This window comes from Candidatus Methanoplasma cognatum, from assembly GCA_009777615.1.
Taxonomy (GTDB): domain Archaea; phylum Thermoplasmatota; class Thermoplasmata; order Methanomassiliicoccales; family Methanomethylophilaceae; genus Methanoplasma; species Methanoplasma cognatum.
Genome location: WRLM01000001.1, coordinates 155,059 through 174,153 on the forward strand (window position 1 = coordinate 155,059; position 19,095 = coordinate 174,153).

Below are 19,095 nucleotides of genomic sequence, written 5' to 3' on the forward strand. Positions count from 1 at the left end.
AAACGATGTTATATCCAGATTCGGATAATGTTTCATGGCTAAGACGGTTTTGAAAATAGACGGCATGTCTTGCGAGATGTGCTCGAAAAAGGTCAGCGACGCCCTCCTAGATACGGAGGGAGTGACCGACGTGAAAGTAGATCTAAAGAAAGGGACCGCCGAGGTCATGCAGGAAGGGGTAAAGGACGAGGACCTTATCCGCGCCGTGCTGGATGCGGGGTTCAGATCGAAGGTCAAACACGGACTGTTCTGATGAGCCGGGATGCCGAAAGGATAAATCTCAGAACGGACGGGATGACCTGCGCCGCCTGCTCTTCCGCCATAGAAAAGGCGCTCAAGAGATTGGACGGGGTGAAGGAGGCCAACGCGAACTTCTCCAACAACGTGGTCTCGGTCCTGTACGATCCCTCCGAGACAGGAAAGGAACAGATCGCCGGTGCGATAAGGAAGGCCGGATATGACGTACTGGAGGATGACCCGGACGCGCTGGCGGAAAGAGAACGTTCGAACTCGGTAAGAATGAAGAGGGAGCTTATAGTCTCAATACTTTTCACCATACCTCTTTCGATCCTTGCGATGGGCCCGATGTTCGGACTCGGTATCCCTCTCAGCGATGAGCCCAAGATATATTCGTTGATACAGCTGTCCCTATGCATCCCGGTCCTGGCAGCTGGGAGGAGGTTCTACACAAAAGGATATCCTTCGCTGATATCGGGGACTCCCACAATGGACACGCTCATCGCATTGGGCACCACAGCCGCAGTGGTCTACAGCCTGTATTCCACGGCGCTGATATTCCACGGCGATGCGCATTCGGCACATTCGCTGGTCTATGACTCCGCAGCAGTGATAATAACGCTGGTCTCCGTAGGGAAGTACGTCGAGTCAACGTCAAAGGTCAAAACGAACGACGCCGTCAAAGGACTTTTGAGTATAAATCCTCCCACGGCCAACGTCATGAGGGACGGGAAGGAGGTCACCATACCCGCCGATGAGATCGTGATAGGCGAAACGATAGTCATCAGGCCGGGGGAAAGGATACCCGCCGACGGGTCGGTGATAGAGGGAAGTTCCTCGGTAGACGAGTCGATGCTCACCGGGGAAAGCATGCCGGTCACGAAAGGGGCCGGAGACCCGGTATACAGCGGTACCATGAACATGAACGGCAGCCTGAAGGCGGTCTCGGAGAGGGTCGGCAGCGACACAGTGTTGTTCAAGATAGTCAGGATGATCCAGGACGCACAAGGCACTAAGGCACCGGTCGCAAGGGTCGCTGACAGGGTAGCGGCGGTGTTTGTTCCTGTTGTGATTGTGATCGCGGCAGCGTCATGCCTGATGTGGATGGTGTTCGGAAAGGGCGTAGAGTCCTCTCTTGTGGTACTGATATCTGTTCTTGTTATAGCGTGCCCCTGCGCGCTGGGCCTCGCGACGCCGCTTGCGGTGACAGTCGGCACAGGGAAAGCGGCCGAACACGGCATACTGTTCAAGAACGCAGCCGCACTGGAAAGGTCGGGGAAAATAACGACGGTCATATTGGATAAAACGGGAACACTGACGGAGGGAAGGCCTGCCGTAACCGATATAATATCCGCAATCCCGGAGACAGAGCTGATAAGGCTGGCAGCGTCGGCTGAGTCAAGGTCGGAGCATCCGCTGGCGAAGGCCATCGCCTCTTATGCGGAAGAGAGGGAGATATCTGTTCCCGAGCCGTCGGATTTCATATCCGAACCCGGAGGAGGGGTCAGATGCATAGCGGACGGTAAGGTCATAGCGATCGGCAATGAGGACTTTCTCGGTATCGATCCCGGGCCCGATAGCATCCGGGACACTATGACAGAAGGAAAAACTGTCGTTCTCGTCACCATTGACGGGGCGCTTGCCGGGTATATCGCAATATCCGACCGCGTAAGGGCATCCGCAAAGGAGGGGGTATCCTCCATCAGGAGTATGGGGATAACGCCGGTAATGGTGACCGGGGATTCGGAAGGTACGGCGAAGGCGGTAGCGGATTCGGCGGAGATCACGGAAATTCACGCAAAGGCCATGCCGGAAGACAAACTGAACATCATAAAAGAACTTCAAGTCAGAGGAGAGAATGTCGCAATGGCCGGCGACGGCATCAATGACGCCCCGGCACTCATGCAGGCTGATCTGGGCATCGCAATAGGTTCCGGAACGGATATAGCGATAGGAGCCGCAGACGTTGTGATCATAAACGACGATGTTCGAAGCATCCCGGCGGCAATAGAGGTGGGCAGGGCGACGCTGAGGAATGTGAAACAGAACCTTTTCCTTGCATTCTGTTACAATGCGGTCTGCATTCCCATTGCGGCGGGCCTTCCGTATCTGTTTGGTGCGGAGGTCATGCCGGAGATGCCGATGCTCGCGGCAGCGGCGATGTCATTTTCTTCGATATCCGTCGTGACGAACGCGCTGCGTCTCAGAAGATTCCGACCGATAAGTATGAAAAAATGAGGAGAACAACATCCCTTTCGGGTAAGGGTTCCGGCGCGGGCCGGATTATTGCGGTCATCCGTTGAGTCTTGCGAATGCTCCGTAAAAACCTTTTAGGACGTACAGCGGAAAGTGTCAATCGACCAGTCTTTCTCTTTGACGCCTATCTCCTTTACAAGAGCATTCTCGCCGCAGGGTTTTGACGTATTACTTTTTGCGATCTTCACTAACCTCCGTATAGACATAGTTTTTCTACTATTTATAACAATCTTTCCGAAGCTTTGTTTGTTATTCGTAGTAAAGCTACGAAAGTCGAAAAAATGACACTCAAAGAGGAGATTTTAGCCGCCGGCGGACGCGGTCGTTGCAAAATTCGTAACAGGCACCGACAAGACAATTCCGGCGGCAAATCCTAAACTGTCATTTGAAAAAGAAGAATTAAGATCCGGCGCGGGGCCGGATCAGTTTATCTGCTCTGAGCAGTAAGGACAGAATTTCGGGGTCTTCGGGAGGCCGCCCAGGTCCTCTCCGCAGTACGGGCAGTTCTTGAACGCCTTCCCGCTGCCGGCAGCTCCGGCGGGAGCCGCCTGCTGGGCCTGCACCGGCTGCCCGGGAGCCATCAGAGGCGACGGCTGTCCGCAGCTGCTGCAGTATTTGTACGGGTATTCGTTCAAACCGCCGCAGGTGGGGCACATGACCTTCGTGACCTGCTGCTGTTGCTGCTGTTGCTGCTGGACCCCCTGCACCGGCTGCTGCTGCAGCTGCTGGTACATCTGCGGGAACAGGAGCATCCCCGCGCCCATCGCCGCTCCTCCTGTGGATTCTCCGATCGCATTCGCCATCTTCTCCATGACCTCATACCTCCTGAACGCCTCTCCGTTCTTGCTGCTGAACTGCAGGTAGTTGAACACCTTCTGGCGGTCCTCGTCCGTGGTAAGGACCTCGTTGATCTTCAGCGATAGGAGCTCTATCCCCCTCTGTGAGAAGTAGTGCTCGATGAGGATCTTCGTGTTCGTGGACGCTTTCTCAAGATTCTCCAGGATGTCCATGTAATACTGGGTGTTCATCTGCTGGATTATCTGCTCGTTGATGAAGCTCTTCATGAACGAATTCACATCGCCGGTCGTGTACGCATTCAGCCCTCCCAGCACCTGGGTGTAGAACACCGCCACGTCGTTTATCCTGAATTGGAAGTCCCCGTTCGCCATGAGGACGATCGGCACTTCGTATTCTTTGCCGGCCTTTATCATGCTCCTGATGCCCCACTTCCCGTTGAACATCTTGAGCGATATGAACACGATCCAGACCTTGAACGGCGTTTCCTTGTATCCGAGCGCGAGGTTGTAGAGCTTCGTCAGCCAGGGTACGTTCGCCGATGTCACCGTGTGCCTTCCCGGCTCCAGCGTTCCTACCAGCTGTCCGTCCCTGATGAAAAGGGCGACCGCATGTTCCGGCACGGTGACCGAAGTGATAGTCCTGAGGTCATCCTGTTCCGATCTGTATATTATGTCATCCGGCCCCTGATTGGCCCAGAATACAACATTAGTCTTTTCTGCCATTTAGATCACCTTATTCTTTGAATCCTCTCATAACGGTCTCTCTTCCGTTGTAGTCTTCTATGAGCTTGTCGATCGTTATCTCAAGCTCCCTCAGCGGCGCTTTCAGTTTGGTCTCGCCCGAATCTATCATCTTAACAAGCGTTTCCGTCTCGTTCTTCAGAGAGACCGCATCGTCGATAAGCTTCGCGTCCCATTCTATCAATGCGTCAAGTTCCGATTCGAGGATCTTGACCGCCGCGTGGAACGCGCTGTAACCGTTGACCGCCTTCTTCACGTCTATGTAGTAGCGGTCGGCCTTGCTCCTTATCCTTTCGGTGTCCCTCATGATATCAAGGTCGTTCACCGCCGCCCTCTGTACAGTGACCAGATCCAGTTTGGCTCTCTCGAGGACCCTGGCCACCTCCGTCCTCACGGCTCTGTCCTCCTCCCTGCGCAGGTTCTTCTCCTTATATCCTTTGTATATGGGGATGTAAAGGCCGATCCTCTCGACAAGGGACTGATTCTTTTTCATTTGGTTCTCTACCGTTTTATCCAATGACATATCACTGCCCCTCCTTCTTTCCGTTCATGAATGCGATCGTCATCCCCTCCACCGCCAGGACGATGAGGAGTATCGCCGCGAGTATCCATATGCTTATGTCTGTGTAGACGCTCAGAATGCCTACGGTGCCGACGGCCGCCGCGATCACGCCCCAGGCCATTATGTAGGTGAAGGCCGAGGGACCGAATTTCCCGCTTTCGCGGGGGTACATGAATGACAGTACGAACAAAGCTATGCCGAATATCAGCATGGTAGTCCACAATATCATTATCCATCTGTCTGTCAGGACATAGACAATCAATCCGACCGCCAACGAGATGATCAATGACCCTAGTGTGACCGCCGACAATGTTCTGTTGTTCATTTCTTTCACTTTCCTTTTTTTCATATTATTATCATCTGAGAAGGCTCCATCCTCTTCACGCGCCCCGGCACCAGTTTGCCGAATCCTCCCGGGACCTCGACACGGCCGCCTTTGATATCGCATGGTATATAGATAAGAGATTTTACGTAAGGATTGCTTAGTTTGAGCTTCGAGTCTTGGCTTGTGCAAGCCGCAAGGTACTCGCTCACCAGCTTCTTTGCTTCTTTCTCCGTGCTAAGAGGGACAACTATCTTCCTTGCCCCCGGAGAGTTCTGCGCGACGGTACGGGACAACCTTCCGATCCCTTCCCCGCCGCTTATGCTGGTCTCCGTCCCCTTTATTCCGGACAGTATGCTTTTCTCCGGTCTTATGGAGAATATATCAGTAAGAGCGCTTCTCGGATCGCTGAGACACTGCGGATCTATGACGAAGTCCGCCGGTATGAGCAGGTCCTCCTCGACCTCGACGCTTTTTTTTGCCCATGCGGCGCCGGATTGGAAACTGTATTTGAGATCGACATCCCAAAAAGGTATCAGATATTCTCCGGAACCGGATATTATCGGGAGCGTTCCTCCGCTTTTCGCGCTGAGCGCCTTTGAAAGATTACTAAAGACCTCTCCGAACCTGTCCTTGTTGCCGAGGAGGAATCCCCATTTCCCGGTCTTCGGATAATTGAATCCCATTATCCTCTTGATGGCATTGAGCGTCTGCATAGGATCCTTGGCGACGCCTTTGGTTATGAACCCCGCAAGGTCCGACAGTATCTTCGCCTGCGTCATCTCCATCTCCACCGCCTGGTACATTATGCCGAGGGTCAGGTCGGCGCCGATGGCCGCTTTGACCTTGCCCAGCTGAGCATACCCGTTCTCAAAGTACTGCAGGCTGCCCATGCTGTCCCCGTTAAGCAGTTTCTCGCATCCGGTACATATTCCGGACAGGGCCTGGAACCGGTCTGCGGCCGGCCCGTATCCCTTGATCTTCCTGAACGCGGCGGAAGCCTCGGCAAAGTTGTTCGCCAGCAGGATATACCTTCCGGGTTTGTCCTCATGCAGGAGCTTCGTGTTGTTGATCAGCATCGCATATCCGGAGGCCATCTCCTCTGCGGATACGATTATGTCCTTGGAGGACTCGTCCACCGCCAGCGCTTCGATGCTCTTGACCCTGGCGTTGAATTCGAATGCTTTTGCTGATGAGTGTACTGGCACGGCGCTGCTGTCCGTTGTGAACGGAAGCGTTATCAGCGGGTTCGCCAGCAGGGAGTTGGTAGCGAACCTGTATTCGGAATATTCAGTTTCGATCCTGGGCCTCACGCTGTTGTTGAAGATGTTGAATCTGGCGACGGAGTCCACATTCTCGCTCTGCGCCAGAGAGAATCCTCCGGGGATGGTCTTGCTTATCCAGGACTGTATCTGCCCCATCATCTGGTCAAGGTATGCTTTGGCGTCCATCCTCTGCTGGGACGTGCCGCAGCTGGAGCATGTTATGTAAGGGGAATCCGACTCCAGGGCTTTCCTGTCAAGAGGGGCCCCGCAGTATTTGCACCTTAGCATGACCATCTCGTCCAATTGGTTCACCGTCTGATAACCATTGTTGCGGCCATGCTCCTGATCTCGGCCTGCAGTCTCGCTTCCATTGCCCTCATCTCCTGCATGGCCCTTTCGTGATACTGCCTTGCTATCTCGTCCGATCTCCTTGAGATGGAGGAATAACACGGTTTGCAAACATATATCGAGCTGTAATCCGCAGGGGCGGACTGCAGTATGTCGTCATCGGACTTCCTCATGAACGGCGTTACCTCGCTGGACATGGGGAGGAAGTGCACGCCCTCTCCGGTCGAAGGCCTTCCGCAGATCCAGCATTTCGCCGATTTGGAGTACGCCTTTATGAGATTCATGTTCTGCTGGCCGTCCTCTCCCAGCTGCTTGCGGCAGGCGTATGCGTTCTGAAGCAGCTCGGCGGCTTTTTTAGGATCGGACATCACCGCTCCGGCGGCAAGGTTCTCGTACCCCAGGGCTTGCAGATACAGAGCCTCTTTGATGCCGGTGTTGACCTGTATCCCCACGAGTTCGCTGATCATTATTGTTTCGTTACCGATCTGCGCCTGATATTTTCTGGCTATGTCCAGGAACTTATTCCCTTTTTCTTCCTTCTGCGCCTGGGTGTTCCCATGCATCCTTCCCACGGTTATCCGTTCGGCAAGCAGCGTGCATTCAGTCGCAAGTCTGGCCGGGTTCACCTCGGTCAGCCCGAACACGAAATCGTCCCCTGTGTTCGCAAGCGTCGCCGCAAGCTTGGTGTACCGGGCGGGGTTGTCGCGGTCAAGGCATGCGTCTATTATGTCGACATACACCCTTGCGAGATTCGCTTCCCTGCCGCCTTTTTCTATTGTCTTCTCAAAGTTCTTTCTCGCTTTGGCATATTCCTTCCTTTTTACCAGGTCTATGCCCTGGTTGAACAACTCGTCGCCTGACTTGAAAACACTTAGTACCATTCTAACGCCGGCACTATGTAAAGTATATGAGATAAATGTTCCTTTCGTTCCCACTGTCGTCCGGGCATCCTCGGCCGCCGCAGATCTTTCCGAGAGCATCCGTCATCGCAAAGATAACGGATCCTTTCTCGGCCGTATATAACCCAGGTCACGGAATATGCCCATACTACCTATTAAATCTCACAAGAACGCTTCGGTTAATGTGTTCGATGCAGTCAACGTCACGGCGTCTGAGATCAGAGAAATGAAGATAAGAGGGGCGGGCAGAATAGCCCGCGCCGGAGCGTCAGCATTGGGAGAGTTCGCCGGGAGCTATCCCGGAGGGTCTCTGGAGGATTTTAAAAGAGATATCGGCGCGGCAAAGAAGACGCTGCTTGAATCAAGGCCCACCGCCGTTTCCTTGTGGAACGGGGTCCAGGCATGTGTGAGGGACGTGCAGGCCGCCTCCTCGCTGGAGGAGGCCAGGGGGTCGGTCGTCCGCAATTCGGCGTTGTTCGTCGAGATGTCGTCCAATGCCGTAAGGCTCATCGCGGAGTTCGGCGCAAAGAGGATTCAGGACGGCGATACGGTGCTGACGCACTGCAACAGCAGCGCCGCCCTCGGAGTGATAAAAGAGGCCCATGCCCAAGGCAAGGCCGTGAAGGTATACGCAACGGAATCCCGTCCGTGGAGACAGGGGCTGCTCACCGTCAGAGAATTATCGGACGCGGGGGTCGACGTCACGCTGATAATAGACAGCGCCGTGCGCTCGGTCATGAAAAAAACGGACAAGGTGTTCGTAGGCGCTGACACAGTAGCATCCAACGGCGCACTGATAAATAAGATCGGAACGTCGCAGCTGGCACTGTCGGCGGATGAGGCGAGGGTCCCGTTCAGCGTCTGCACCGAAACATACAAATTCTCTCCGATGACGATGTTCGGCGATATGGTCGAGATAGAGGAAAGAGACTGCGGGGAAGTGGTCGGGGCCGGAGATGTCCCGGAGGGCGTAAAGATATACAACCCAGTCTTTGACACCACGCCCGCAAAATACATTGACGCGATAATAACGGAGATAGGAGTATTATCGCCCGGATCCGTCTATGACGTTATGGTAAGGCAGCTGGGGAATGACATATTCAAAGTGAGGGACGTACAATGAAGACCTACTCATACATGCATATCGGAAAAGAGATCGACCGTGACGCGCACGTAATATGCAAATACCGTGTCACAACGGACCTGCCGATGGAGAAGGCGGCGGAAGCGCTTGCCGCCGAGCAGTCCACCGGCACATGGACCGGGATATCGACCCTGGATGAGGACATTTTCAGGAGATATGGCGCAAAGGTCATCGACATCAAAGGCAACATTGCGGTGCTGGCGTTCCCGGAGGAGGACTTCAGCATCGAGAACGGCGGGATCCCCCAGATACTGAGCGTCATAGCAGGCAACCTGTTCGGTCTCGAATCCCTGCACGGGGTGAGGCTGGAGGATGCGGAATTCCCGCCCTGTATATTGAAGAAATACAAAGGGCCGAAATTCGGCGCGGACGGTCTGAGGAAGATCCTGGACCGACCGGAGAAGCCGCTGGTCGGGACGATCGTCAAACCTAAGATAGGTCTTTCCCCTAAGGACACGGCGAAATATGTCTATGAGGCGGGCAGCGGAGGTCTCACCAACAGCAAGGATGACGAGACCCTAGTGGATCAGTCCTTCTGTCCGATCGAGGACAGGACGAAGGCGGTGGCGGAGGCCTTGGACAGGCTGAAGGAGGAAGGCCACAAGATGGTCCACGCCGTGAACGTCAGTACGAACGGGGAAAGGATCGTCGAACTTGCGGAGGACGTACAATCATGGGGCGCCAAGCAGATAATGGTGGACGTGATAACGAGCGGGTTCGCCGCCGTGCAGGCTTTGGCCGAGGATCCCGCGATAAAGGTGCCCTTACATGTGCACCGCACTATGCACGGAGCTTTCACCAAGGATCCGCTGCACGGGATCGCAATGCTTCCGATCACGAAACTGGTCAGGATGTGCGGCGGGGACGCGCTGCATGTGGGGACCCTCGGGGCAGGCAAGATGGTCGGCAGCGAGAAAGGCGACCATGACAGCCTGGAGGCCTGCCTGAGCAACGACGGCAGGTTCAAGACCATGATGCCCGTCTGTTCCGGAGGGGTCTATCCCGGAATGATCGCGAGGATGATAAATGCGTCCGGGTTCAACGTACAGATACAGGCCGGGGGAGGGGTGGCCGGACACCCAGGCGGAGTAAGGAAAGGCGCCATGGGCATGTGCCAGGCAGTAGACGCCGCATTTAACGGCATAGACGTCGCGGTATACGCCAAAGACCACCCCGAGCTCAAAACGGCCCTCGACATGTGGGGAATAAAATGAATATCAAAGTAAGATTCCTGAATATAAGCACAGAGCCCGTGGTCCTGATAAACGGCGAGGACGCCGTGAAGATAGGCGCGAAAGACAACGACAGGGTCAGGATCGACGGGAAAAGATCGGCAATAGCGCTTCTCAATGTCTCCGAGATCGTGAAGCCCGGAGAAGCGGTGCTCTCCGGCAATCTGAAATACCGGACCGGCGCCTCCGACGGGGACGAGCTGAACATAGTATATGCCAGCAGCCCAGAATCGGTAAGGAGCATCAGAAGGAAGATGGACAACGAGAAGCTCTCAAAGGATGAGATACGGGCCATAGTCATGGACATCCTGGAGAACAGGCTCTCAAAGATAGAGATATCCGCGTGGCTGACCGCACTGTACATCAACGGCATGGATATCGAGGAGATAGCGGACTTCACCGAGGCGATGGTGGAAACCGGGGACAGGGTCGAATTCACCCGTGCTCCGGTCTACGATTTCCACAGCATGGGAGGGGTCCCCGGAAATAAGGTAACGCCCATCGTGGTATCGATCGTCGCCGCTGCGGGGATGATGCTCCCTAAGACGTCTTCGAGAGCTATCAGCAGCGCATGCGGCACATCAGATTTTGTGGAAACGTTCTGCGACGTGGAGATGGACGCTGAGACCCTGAGGAAGATATCCGAGGAGATCGGCGGGGTCCTGGCTTGGGGAGGCGCGATGAACCTGGCACCGGTGGACGATCTGGTGATAAAGGTGGAACACCCCCTGGGGATCAACCCCCGCGCGCAGATGCTGGCATCCATACTCAGTAAGAAACTGGCAATAGGCGCCACGCATCTTGTGGTCGACATCCCCACCGGCTCAGGAACGAAGGTTCCGACCCTAGAGGTCGCGAAAGCATACGCACGCGACTTCATGGATCTGGGAGAGAAACTGAACATCCACGTCGAATGTGCGATAACCTATGCCGACCAGCCGGTCGGAAGCGCTATCGGTCCGAAGCTCGAGGCGAGGGAATGCATCCGCATACTTGAGGGATGCAAGCACCCAGCCAGCGTCATTGAGAAAGCATGCGATATCGCCGGTATGATACTGGAGATGGGAGGCATCGCCAACGGAGGGGAGAAAGCAAGGGAGATCCTGGACTGCGGAGCCGCGATGAAGAAGTTCAGGGAGATAGTCGCTGCACAGAAAGGGAACTACGACATCAGGTCGGATGACATCGTTCCCGGAGAATTCGTGGCGGAGGTGGTATCCCTTAAATCAGGATACGTGCACACAATATCCAACAAAGACCTGGTGTCTATAGCAAAGGCCTCCGGCGCCCCCTCCGACAAAGGCGCGGGGATACTGCTGTACAAGAAGAAGGGGCAGAGGGTCGAAAAAGGCGAGGTCCTGTTCGAGATATACGGCGACAACAGGGCCAAGGTAGAAAGGGCAAAGGAGCTCGCCGCAAAGTACAAACCCTACGATATTGAAGGAATGCTCCTGAAAAGGATAGCGGCCCCCAGGACCAGGTAAGATGCGTGCGCTGTGCGTGACGGTCGACCTGGACAGGGATGTCAACATCAGGATACCTGGCAGCAGAGCGGCCGGTTCTATCGATCGGGGCATCGGCGCCGGGCCGAGGTTCTCCTCATCCGATAAGGGGCTGTCTCTGCTGGCGGACCTTTTCGACGAGATCGCAATAAAGGCGACGTTTTTCGCCGAGGCAGCCACCCTGAGGAGGGTGGACGCCGGCCTTCTCTCGGGACACGAGGTGGGCATACATGGGGTGGAGCATGAGGATCTTGCTTCGATAGAAGGAACGGATGAAAAAAGAGCGATCCTGAAAGAGGCATCCGAGGCCGTGAAGGACGCGGTCGGCAGAGAACCAAGCTGTTTCAGGGCGCCGTATATGGGGGCAGACAGGGAAACAATAGGCATGCTCCCGGAGTTCGGGATAGGCATAGATTCGTCCCTCTACAGGCCGATGTCTCCTTCGCTCATGCCGGAAAAGATGGACTGCGGCGTATGGGAGATGCCCGTCCCGGAAGGCAGGGACGCCGCCGGGAAGAAGATATCCGCCTACCTCTGGCCGATGCACGAATCCAAAAGAGCGCCGGAGGATTACATAAGGATGGCGTCATCAATGGAAGAGGGCGCCTTTGTTCTTGCGACGCATACCTGGCACATCGTCGAATCCAGAGAAAGGGGGATCATGTCGGTCAAAGAGATCGAACAGAACATCGGCAACGTGAGGAAGGTGCTGGAAGGGATAGAGGATCTTGGCATCAGGCCGATGACGCTGACGGATGTCAGGAAGACGATGGAAGGATAAGTCGGCGACAGCGTGGATATCGCAGGACCCTCTGATCCCATGCGGACCTGCCTCAAAAAAGATAACCGCCCTCAAAGCCAAGCTCGCTAATAATTAATACATGGAGTAGCTTTCAAGGCATGGTGAGATTCTGTCTGAACTGATATTGGGAAAGACCATTTCCGAAGGCATATATGCAGAACTTAGGGAGAAGATAAACTCTCTAAAATCAAAAGGCACCACGCCCGGTTTGGCGGTCGTGCTCGTCGGCGATGATCCCGCGTCCGAGGTCTATGTCAGGATGAAAGGCAAGAAATGCGAAGAGCTCGGCATGCATTCGGTGACGGTGACGCTGCCAGAGAACACCCCGCAGGAAGACCTTCTGAAAAAGATAGGCGAACTGAACAATGACAAGAACATCCACGGATTCCTGGTACAGCTGCCGCTGCCGCCCCATATCGATGAGAAGACGGTGATCAATGCGATCGACCCCAAGAAGGACGTGGACTGCTTCCACCCGGTGAACGTAGGGAAGATGCTCATAGGAGAGCCTGATTTCCTTCCCGCCACGCCGGCTGGAGTTCAGCAGATGCTTGTCAGATCAGGCGTGGAGACCAAAGGGAAACACATAGTGGTGGTGGGCAGGAGCAATATCGTCGGCAAACCCATGGCAGCGATGATGATGCAGAAAGGCGACGGAGCGGATTCGACGGTCACGGTCGTGCATTCAAGGACAAAGGATCTCCCCTCGATAACAAGGCAGGCCGATATTCTGATAGTTGCGATGGGCAAGCCGAATTTCGTGACGGCTGACATGGTTAAGGAAGGAGCGGTCGTGATAGACGTCGGCACGAACAGAGTGGACGACCCCGCTTCGGCGAAAGGGTCCAAGCTGGTTGGGGACGTAGACTTCGAGAATGTTAAGGACAAAGCATCCGCGATATCCCCGGTGCCAGGAGGGGTCGGCCCGATGACGATCTGCATGCTCATGGCAAACACGGTCGCGGCCGCAGAGAGAGTCAGTGCTTCAAGGTGATCAAATGATGAGGGAATGCGAGGATCACGGCTATTTCCGTGATGAATATTGCCCCATATGCGGAGAGGAAGGGAAATTCCTGATGAGTGATTTCGAAGTGGAAAAGCTCGGCAGGACGATGGCCGGCATACTCAGGCATGGGAAGTTCGAGCTGGAAATGGACGAACAGGGGTTCGTCGATATGAGGGATGTAGTTGCCGTGATGAAAGCGAACAACCCGAAGATGAGGTGGCTGAGAACGCACCACATAGAAGCGATGGTGGAGACAGATCCCAAAGGAAGATACCAGATATCCGGTGCCGACGTGAGGGCGACATACGGCCACACGATAGAACTGAGCCTCAGGCTTCCGGTCGATGATATCCCGGAGGTACTTTTCTATCCGACGACGGAAGAAGAATGCGGGATACTCCTCGAGGACGGGTTGTTCCCGTCAGACAGGGCGATGGTGCATCTCTCGCGCTCGTATTCCGACGCGGTGAAGGCCGGATCCGTCAGAGTGCCGGACCCGGTGATACTTGCGATCGATACCGTGGGATGCATAGACGCGGGCATAGAGATAGGTAAGGCCGCAAAGACGGTATATCTCTGCGATCAGGTCCCGCCGGAGTTCCTGGACGTTGCCGAGTCGGATGACTGGGAAGACGACGACGCCGACAGTGAGGAATGAGAATGGTACAGATCCTAAGGCCGGATGAGGTCAGGCAGAAGTACGGTCAGCTGTTCTGTAAAGGGTTCCTCACGATGGTCGATGAAGAAAGAGGGATAGCGCAGATAGTCGAAAAATGTTCGGCGAAGGGCCCCGGAGAATGGGACGTCGTGAACCGCAGAAGGGCCGGAGGCGTCATTGAAAATATAAGGATGGAAGGCCAGACACTGATAATGGATGCCGTTATAGGGGAGAAAGAGCTCAAATTCGGTCCGGTGTCGGAGTACGTCGGAGGCCAGGGTTTGGCGGCCCTCAAGGTCGAAGGGGACAAGGTCAGGACCACTTGGTACGGCATCGCCGGAGCAACGGTCGGGATAGGCGCGTGTCTGGCACAGTGCCCCGATGTGATCCAGACGGAATATCCTGACGATTTCAAAATAGGCGGGGCCCACGTCGCGCACGTTGACATAATCACGCCTAAGACGGTCAGGGTCATCATCGGAGTGGACGACACCGATACGAAAGAGAGAGGCGCCTCGTGGGTCGCGGCGCTTAAGCTGGGTAACAGCTGTCCGATCGGCAGTTTCATCGATCATAAGATAATACAGCTGAATCCGAAGGTCCCCAATAAGACCACGAACTGCTGTTCGACCGCGGTATCTTTCGCGGTGAAAGAAGAGGAGATACCCGCGCTGATAGAGCACTGCAGGGATTTCATCAAGAAAGAATCGTTCTCGGACGGCTCTGCAATGACCGTCTTCAAAGGCCTCAGCATCCCTTCCGCGCTGGAGGGATACGGCATGAGGGCAAAGACAGAGATCCTTACCGAAGAGGACGCTTTCAAAGCCGCGGAAGAGAACGGGGTGCAGATCATAAGCATATCAGGCACAAGAGGCGCGATCGGCGCAGTCGCGGCCATAGGCTGTTTCGACATGGGCGGCATGGCTGCTGGGATACCTGAGGATTTCCGGTGATGTCATGACATTTCCCCGGATACTTTCGAAGACGGCATATTCGAGGTATGAGAGGGAACTGACAAAAGAGGTGCTCGACGGGCCGATCCCGAGGCACATAGCCATTATCATGGACGGCAACAGGAGATATGCGGCGGAGTATCTGGAGAATGACAGCAAAGAAGGCCACCGCAAAGGCGAGGAGAAGATAGAGGAGATGCTGTGGTGGTGCCTGGAGCTGAAGATACCATACATAACGGTATACGCGTTCTCCACAGAGAATTTCAAAAGGGATAGGGATGAGGTTGATTTCATCATGGAACTGTCGGAAGCCTCCCTGTACAGAATGGCCGACGATAGGAGGATCCACGAGAACAGGGTCAGAATAAGGGTGTTCGGAGACCATTCGAACCTTCCGGACAGCGTTAAGGAAGCAATAAGGTATGCGGACGAAAGAACATCTGCGTATTCGGACTTCAGTTTCAACGTCGCGATGGCATACGGGAGCAGACAGGAGATCATCGCGGCGGTCAAAGACATCGCGGTAATGGTTGCGAACAAAGAACTCGATGTGGACGACATATCGGAAGAGACCTTTTCCAGCCACCTTTACACATCCGACATGCCCGATCCGGACCTCATTCTGAGGACGTCGGGGGAGATCAGGATGTCGAACTTCCTCCTTTGGCAGCTGGCATATTCGGAGCTGTACTTCGCGGACGTATACTGGCCGGGTTTCAGGTACATAGATTTTCTCAGAGCGATAAGGTCGTACCAGCAGCGCATAAGACGCTACGGTGAATGAAATGGCGCGTTTGGACATAGTCTTCCTGCACGCCCCCAGTGTGTACGACTTCAGAAAGAAATCCATCTTCTACGGGCCGGTAAGCGATGTCGTCCCCTCATCCCCCGTCTTTGAGATGTATCCGATAGGCTTCATGACCATCTCCGCCCACCTGGAAGCGGCCGGGTTCAGGACGAGGATAGTCAATCTTGCGGTGCAGATGCTGCAGGATGAAAAGTTCGACGTAGAAAAGAAGATCAGGTCCCTGAAAGCGGACGTCTTCGCCATAGATCTCCATTGGCTTCCGCATGTTCACGGGGCGACGGAGATAGCGGCGCTGGTGAAAAAGCATCATCCGGATTCAAAAGTGGAGTTCGGAGGGTTCGCCGCATCGTACTTCTGGGAGGAACTGATCCGCAGGCCGGAGGCGGACCTCGTGATGAGAGGGGATACGACCGAGGAACCTACCGTTAAGATGATGTCCGCCCTTCAGGAAGGGAGGGACCTTTCGGAGGTCCCGAACCTGGTCTGGAAGGACGACGGTGGGAAGGTGCATAACAACGGCATCACCCATTCCCCGGAAAGTTTGGACGAGATAAATTTTGATTACGGGGTGATGATAAAGAATGTCCTCAGACACATGGATGTCAAAGGCGCGCTTCCTTGGTACGGATGGGACAAGCTGCCCCTGACGTCAGCCTTCTCGGTAAGAGGATGCTCCATGAACTGTGCTGAATGCGGCGGATCGAATTATGCGAACGGGAAGGTCGTATGCAGGAAGGCGCCAGCATACAGAAGCCCGGAAAAGCTCGCGGAGGATCTGGATATGATCCAAAGCTACCTCGGCACGACCATCTTCATTGTCGGTGACCTAAGGCAGCACAGCGTCGATTACGCCGAAAGGTTCCTGAAGGCGGTCAAAGAAAGGAAGATCAAGAATCACGTCGTGGTCGAACTCTTCAGCGGAGCGGGCGGCGATTACTTCTCAAAACTGGATAAGGCCTTCGACGGAGGCTGGAGCATAGAGTTCTCCCCCGATTCCCATGACGAGAAGGTCAGATATGCGACCGGGAGAAGGTACTCCAACGAATCGATAGAGAGGTCCGTGGTGACTGCGTTCGAGAACGGATGCAGCAGATTCGATCTGTTCTACATGACCGGCCTCCCGTTCCAGACAAGGGAGTCCGCGATGGACAGCGCCAGAGCGTCAAAGAGGCTGTGGGGGCTGGTCGGCAGGGAGGACGGACTGTTCATTTTCAATGCGCCTTTCGCGCCATTCGTCGATCCAGGCAGCAGAGCGTTCGAAGATCCCGAGAAATGGGGGTACAAGTTCTTCGCAAGGACCCTGGAAGAGCACAAGAGACTTCTGGAGAATCCTTCGTGGAAGCGCGTCCTATCCTATGAGACGGAGTGGATGGACAGGGACACGATAGCGGAGACATCCTATGACGCCGCCATTGAGCTGGCGACTATGGAGTACGAAAGCTCAAGGATATCCGCGGAGGTCTTCAGGCAGAGGAAGGAAAGGACGGAGACCGCCCGCTCGCTGATGCACAGAGTGGATGATATAATGACGATCCCAAATGAAGAAGAAAGGGAGAGCAGGCTTCTGGAGATAAAAAAAGAGAGCGTGGACCTGATGCACTCCACGATCTGCGACAAGAACAGTCTCGACTGGAGGTCGGGAGCAATATGGAGGAACGCCCCCCGGATGATGTCCGGGCTTATACGTTCCTCTTTTAGATAATTAATTAAATAAAGTAGGGAGATCAGCCGCCCAGCTGCCTCGATTTCTTGATCGCGGCCTCGACAGCTTCTTCGGTGATCGCTTTGAGGCCCCTTTCCTCCAGCACTTTGACCCCCTCGATGGTCGTGCCTCCGGGGGAGCAGACGCTTTCGACAAGCTCTTTTGGGGTCATCCCGGACTCAAGCATCATCCTCCCGGCGCCGATCATCGACTGGGCCGCAAGCTCCAATGCAATTTCGCCAGAGAGACCGTTCTTCTTTCCCGCTTCCGCTACCGCTTCCGCGAACATGTAAAAGAAAGCAGGGGAGCTTCCGGAGACGCCGGTCACGGCGTCCAGGTCCTTCTCTTTTACCTCAAAGGCCAACCCCATCGACGATAATATCTCTTCTACTAGATCCATGTCGTCGTCGGTGGTCTTGCTTCCCCTGGAATAACCCGACGCACTGTCCAAGACCATGCAGCAGTGGTTAGGCATAACGCGCACAACTCTTGCATCTGGCACATATGATTCTAAGGTACCGATCCCGATACCGGCGGCGATGCTTATGATAAGATATTTGGACCCGAGGCTGAGGCCCTCCTTCTGGAAAAGCCCGGATACGTGCGCGGGTTTCACCGCTATGACCAGCACATTGGTCAGTCCCGCCACCTCGGAGGCGGTCTCGTACACGGCGATGCCCAGATTCTCCGCCACTCTTTCTCTGATCTCAGGGATGGGATCGCACGCGGCGATCTCGTCCTCGGAGTAAACGTCCTCTGCGATGAGTCCCCTCATCATTGCCTCTGCCATTCTTCCGGCCCCAATGAAACCTATCTTTATCGGCATGTTATCGGTTTGGCATATCTTCTCTACCGCTAATAAATTATCGAATAGGCTTTTATATAGGACAATAAACCGCGCGCCTGCAAAAGTTATATATCAAAGAGAGCATGGCGACCTTCAATGTCACTAGTTGTGTCCTACATACCACTGGTCGCCGTCGGCATCATGGCTTTTGCCTTTGCACCTTTGGCGTGGCTGACTTCTAAGTTCATAAGACCTAAGAAGCCCACTCTGTGGATGGAGAATACGTACGAGTGCGGTTCTGAACCAATCGGGGATGCTCATGTCCAGTTCAAATTCCAGTACTACGCCTTTGCGCTTATTTTCGTGGTGTTTGATCTGATAGCCACATTCCTCATGGTGTGGGCCGTCGCCTATTCCGGTCTTTCGACCATGGCCACCGTATGGATGATCCTGCTTCTGGGTATAATGATCTTGGGAGTCGCCTATGCACTTAAAAAGGAGGCAACAGTATGGATATGAGTCTCTACCCCCATGCTGTCGCTATGAGCAAAGATGAGTTCATGACATGGTCGTCCGCCATGATCAACGATCTCCTCAGCTCAGGTACGAAGAAGACCGTAGACAAGCTCACCGGACCCATATGGGCCTGGGCGATGAGAAATTCCATGCACCCTCTGCACTGGGGCCTGGCCTGCTGCGCCCTGGAGATGGCCGCCGCATCCGCGCCGCGTTTCGACGCAGAGCGTTACGGCATGATATACAGGTCCTCTCCCAGACAGACCGACGTGCTCCTGGTCAACGGATGGATATCCAAGAAGATACGTCCCGACCTGAGGCGTCTGTATGAGCAGATACCCAACCCCAAGTGGGTGGTGGCAATGGGAGAGTGCGCCATATCCGGCGGGCCCTGGTATGATTCATACAACACGGTCCAGGGTCTGGACCAGATAGTCCCGGTGGACATCTACATACCGGGGTGTCCGGCAAGGCCGGATGCGATGATAGACGGTTTCATGCTCCTCCAGAAGAAGATAGACGACTACTTCAGAAGAGGAGTATTCCTGGAGGACTGAA

At 54.8% G+C, this 19,095-nt stretch carries 19 protein-coding genes; 13 read left to right on the forward strand and 6 right to left on the reverse strand.

The features are described 5' to 3' along the window. Positions 1 to 34: 34 nt before the first annotated feature. Both FWG96_00645 and FWG96_00650 read left to right on the forward strand, forming a co-directional pair. Positions 35 to 253: a heavy-metal-associated domain-containing protein gene (locus tag FWG96_00645; GenBank protein ID MCL2031774.1), complete on the forward strand. Its 219-nt coding sequence runs from the start codon at positions 35 to 37 to the stop codon at positions 251 to 253. Then, positions 253 to 2,475 (forward strand): heavy metal translocating P-type ATPase, encoded by a 2,223-nt coding sequence (locus FWG96_00650; GenBank protein ID MCL2031775.1) that lies wholly within the window; start codon positions 253 to 255, stop codon positions 2,473 to 2,475. The genes FWG96_00645 and FWG96_00650 overlap by 1 nt, the downstream gene beginning before the upstream one ends. Before the next feature lie 440 nt (positions 2,476 to 2,915). Here FWG96_00650 and FWG96_00655 read toward each other — a convergent pair whose 3' ends face one another. Genes FWG96_00655 through FWG96_00675 form a run of 5 tightly spaced genes read right to left on the reverse strand, consistent with a single transcriptional unit; the run spans position 2,916 to position 7,409 of the window. Then, positions 2,916 to 4,013, reverse strand: a complete 1,098-nt coding sequence (locus FWG96_00655; GenBank protein MCL2031776.1) for an SPFH domain-containing protein — start codon at positions 4,011 to 4,013, stop codon at positions 2,916 to 2,918. Positions 4,014 to 4,023: 10 nt separating this feature from the next. Next, positions 4,024 to 4,554, reverse strand: a complete 531-nt coding sequence (locus FWG96_00660; GenBank protein MCL2031777.1) for a hypothetical protein — start codon at positions 4,552 to 4,554, stop codon at positions 4,024 to 4,026. Position 4,555: 1 nt separating this feature from the next. Next, positions 4,556 to 4,918, reverse strand: a complete 363-nt coding sequence (locus FWG96_00665) for a hypothetical protein (GenBank protein ID MCL2031778.1) — start codon at positions 4,916 to 4,918, stop codon at positions 4,556 to 4,558. Positions 4,919 to 4,938: 20 nt separating this feature from the next. Next, on the reverse strand, positions 4,939 to 6,474 hold the full coding sequence (locus FWG96_00670) for a hypothetical protein (GenBank protein ID MCL2031779.1): 1,536 nt from the start codon (positions 6,472 to 6,474) through the stop codon (positions 4,939 to 4,941). Between the two features lie 14 nt (positions 6,475 to 6,488). Next, positions 6,489 to 7,409: a hypothetical protein gene (locus FWG96_00675; protein MCL2031780.1), complete on the reverse strand. Its 921-nt coding sequence runs from the start codon at positions 7,407 to 7,409 to the stop codon at positions 6,489 to 6,491. A gap of 202 nt (positions 7,410 to 7,611) precedes the next feature. Between FWG96_00675 and FWG96_00680 the strand changes: the two genes are divergently transcribed. The 9 genes from FWG96_00680 to FWG96_00720 all read left to right on the forward strand — a co-directional run bounded on the left by FWG96_00680 (position 7,612) and on the right by FWG96_00720 (position 17,234). Continuing rightward, positions 7,612 to 8,550: a ribose 1,5-bisphosphate isomerase gene (locus FWG96_00680; protein MCL2031781.1), complete on the forward strand. Its 939-nt coding sequence runs from the start codon at positions 7,612 to 7,614 to the stop codon at positions 8,548 to 8,550. After that, positions 8,547 to 9,785: a RuBisCO large subunit C-terminal-like domain-containing protein gene (locus FWG96_00685; GenBank protein ID MCL2031782.1), complete on the forward strand. Its 1,239-nt coding sequence runs from the start codon at positions 8,547 to 8,549 to the stop codon at positions 9,783 to 9,785. The genes FWG96_00680 and FWG96_00685 overlap by 4 nt, the downstream gene beginning before the upstream one ends. Then, positions 9,782 to 11,287, forward strand: a complete 1,506-nt coding sequence (locus FWG96_00690; GenBank protein MCL2031783.1) for an AMP phosphorylase — start codon at positions 9,782 to 9,784, stop codon at positions 11,285 to 11,287. The genes FWG96_00685 and FWG96_00690 overlap by 4 nt, the downstream gene beginning before the upstream one ends. Position 11,288: 1 nt before the next feature. Further along, complete coding sequence (locus FWG96_00695; protein ID MCL2031784.1) at positions 11,289 to 12,086, forward strand: polysaccharide deacetylase family protein; 798 nt, start codon at positions 11,289 to 11,291, stop codon at positions 12,084 to 12,086. A gap of 145 nt (positions 12,087 to 12,231) precedes the next feature. After that, positions 12,232 to 13,101 (forward strand): bifunctional methylenetetrahydrofolate dehydrogenase/methenyltetrahydrofolate cyclohydrolase FolD, encoded by an 870-nt coding sequence (folD, locus tag FWG96_00700; GenBank protein ID MCL2031785.1) that lies wholly within the window; start codon positions 12,232 to 12,234, stop codon positions 13,099 to 13,101. A gap of 4 nt (positions 13,102 to 13,105) precedes the next feature. Then, positions 13,106 to 13,771: an RNA 2'-phosphotransferase gene (locus tag FWG96_00705; protein MCL2031786.1), complete on the forward strand. Its 666-nt coding sequence runs from the start codon at positions 13,106 to 13,108 to the stop codon at positions 13,769 to 13,771. A gap of 2 nt (positions 13,772 to 13,773) precedes the next feature. Then, positions 13,774 to 14,724, forward strand: a complete 951-nt coding sequence (locus FWG96_00710) for a DUF1743 domain-containing protein (protein MCL2031787.1) — start codon at positions 13,774 to 13,776, stop codon at positions 14,722 to 14,724. Between the two features lie 4 nt (positions 14,725 to 14,728). Continuing rightward, complete coding sequence (gene uppS, locus FWG96_00715; protein MCL2031788.1) at positions 14,729 to 15,508, forward strand: polyprenyl diphosphate synthase; 780 nt, start codon at positions 14,729 to 14,731, stop codon at positions 15,506 to 15,508. Position 15,509: 1 nt separating this feature from the next. Continuing rightward, the gene (locus FWG96_00720; protein ID MCL2031789.1) at positions 15,510 to 17,234 is read left to right on the forward strand and encodes a TIGR04190 family B12-binding domain/radical SAM domain protein; all 1,725 of its coding nucleotides are present in this window, start codon (positions 15,510 to 15,512) and stop codon (positions 17,232 to 17,234) included. Positions 17,235 to 17,256: 22 nt separating this feature from the next. Here FWG96_00720 and proC read toward each other — a convergent pair whose 3' ends face one another. After that, positions 17,257 to 18,060: a pyrroline-5-carboxylate reductase gene (proC, locus tag FWG96_00725; GenBank protein MCL2031790.1), complete on the reverse strand. Its 804-nt coding sequence runs from the start codon at positions 18,058 to 18,060 to the stop codon at positions 17,257 to 17,259. A 117-nt stretch (positions 18,061 to 18,177) separates the two neighbouring features. On the opposite strand from proC, the gene FWG96_00730 reads away from it, so the two are divergent. After that, entirely contained in the window at positions 18,178 to 18,540 is a 363-nt protein-coding gene (locus tag FWG96_00730) for an NADH-quinone oxidoreductase subunit A (protein MCL2031791.1), read from the forward strand. Continuing rightward, entirely contained in the window at positions 18,531 to 19,094 is a 564-nt protein-coding gene (gene nuoB / locus FWG96_00735) for an NADH-quinone oxidoreductase subunit NuoB (protein MCL2031792.1), read from the forward strand. The genes FWG96_00730 and nuoB overlap by 10 nt, the downstream gene beginning before the upstream one ends. The last annotated feature ends 1 nt before the right edge of the window (position 19,095 follow it).

Bases quoted from the DNA above. Each gene is read 5' to 3' on its own strand.
- FWG96_00645 (MCL2031774.1), top strand. From the start codon at position 35: ATGGCTAAGACGGTTTTGAAAATAGACGGCATGTCTTGCGAGATGTGC.
- FWG96_00650 (MCL2031775.1), top strand. From the start codon at position 253: ATGAGCCGGGATGCCGAAAGGATAAATCTCAGAACGGACGGGATGACC.
- FWG96_00655 (MCL2031776.1), bottom strand. From the start codon at position 4,013: ATGGCAGAAAAGACTAATGTTGTATTCTGGGCCAATCAGGGGCCGGAT.
- FWG96_00660 (MCL2031777.1), bottom strand. From the start codon at position 4,554: ATGTCATTGGATAAAACGGTAGAGAACCAAATGAAAAAGAATCAGTCC.
- FWG96_00665 (MCL2031778.1), bottom strand. From the start codon at position 4,918: ATGAACAACAGAACATTGTCGGCGGTCACACTAGGGTCATTGATCATC.
- FWG96_00670 (MCL2031779.1), bottom strand. From the start codon at position 6,474: ATGGTCATGCTAAGGTGCAAATACTGCGGGGCCCCTCTTGACAGGAAA.
- FWG96_00675 (MCL2031780.1), bottom strand. From the start codon at position 7,409: ATGGTACTAAGTGTTTTCAAGTCAGGCGACGAGTTGTTCAACCAGGGC.
- FWG96_00685 (MCL2031782.1), top strand. From the start codon at position 8,547: ATGAAGACCTACTCATACATGCATATCGGAAAAGAGATCGACCGTGAC.
- FWG96_00690 (MCL2031783.1), top strand. From the start codon at position 9,782: ATGAATATCAAAGTAAGATTCCTGAATATAAGCACAGAGCCCGTGGTC.
- FWG96_00695 (MCL2031784.1), top strand. From the start codon at position 11,289: ATGCGTGCGCTGTGCGTGACGGTCGACCTGGACAGGGATGTCAACATC.
- FWG96_00705 (MCL2031786.1), top strand. From the start codon at position 13,106: ATGATGAGGGAATGCGAGGATCACGGCTATTTCCGTGATGAATATTGC.
- FWG96_00710 (MCL2031787.1), top strand. From the start codon at position 13,774: ATGGTACAGATCCTAAGGCCGGATGAGGTCAGGCAGAAGTACGGTCAG.
- uppS (MCL2031788.1), top strand. From the start codon at position 14,729: ATGACATTTCCCCGGATACTTTCGAAGACGGCATATTCGAGGTATGAG.
- FWG96_00720 (MCL2031789.1), top strand. From the start codon at position 15,510: ATGGCGCGTTTGGACATAGTCTTCCTGCACGCCCCCAGTGTGTACGAC.
- proC (MCL2031790.1), bottom strand. From the start codon at position 18,060: ATGCCGATAAAGATAGGTTTCATTGGGGCCGGAAGAATGGCAGAGGCA.
- FWG96_00730 (MCL2031791.1), top strand. From the start codon at position 18,178: ATGTCACTAGTTGTGTCCTACATACCACTGGTCGCCGTCGGCATCATG.
- nuoB (MCL2031792.1), top strand. From the start codon at position 18,531: ATGGATATGAGTCTCTACCCCCATGCTGTCGCTATGAGCAAAGATGAG.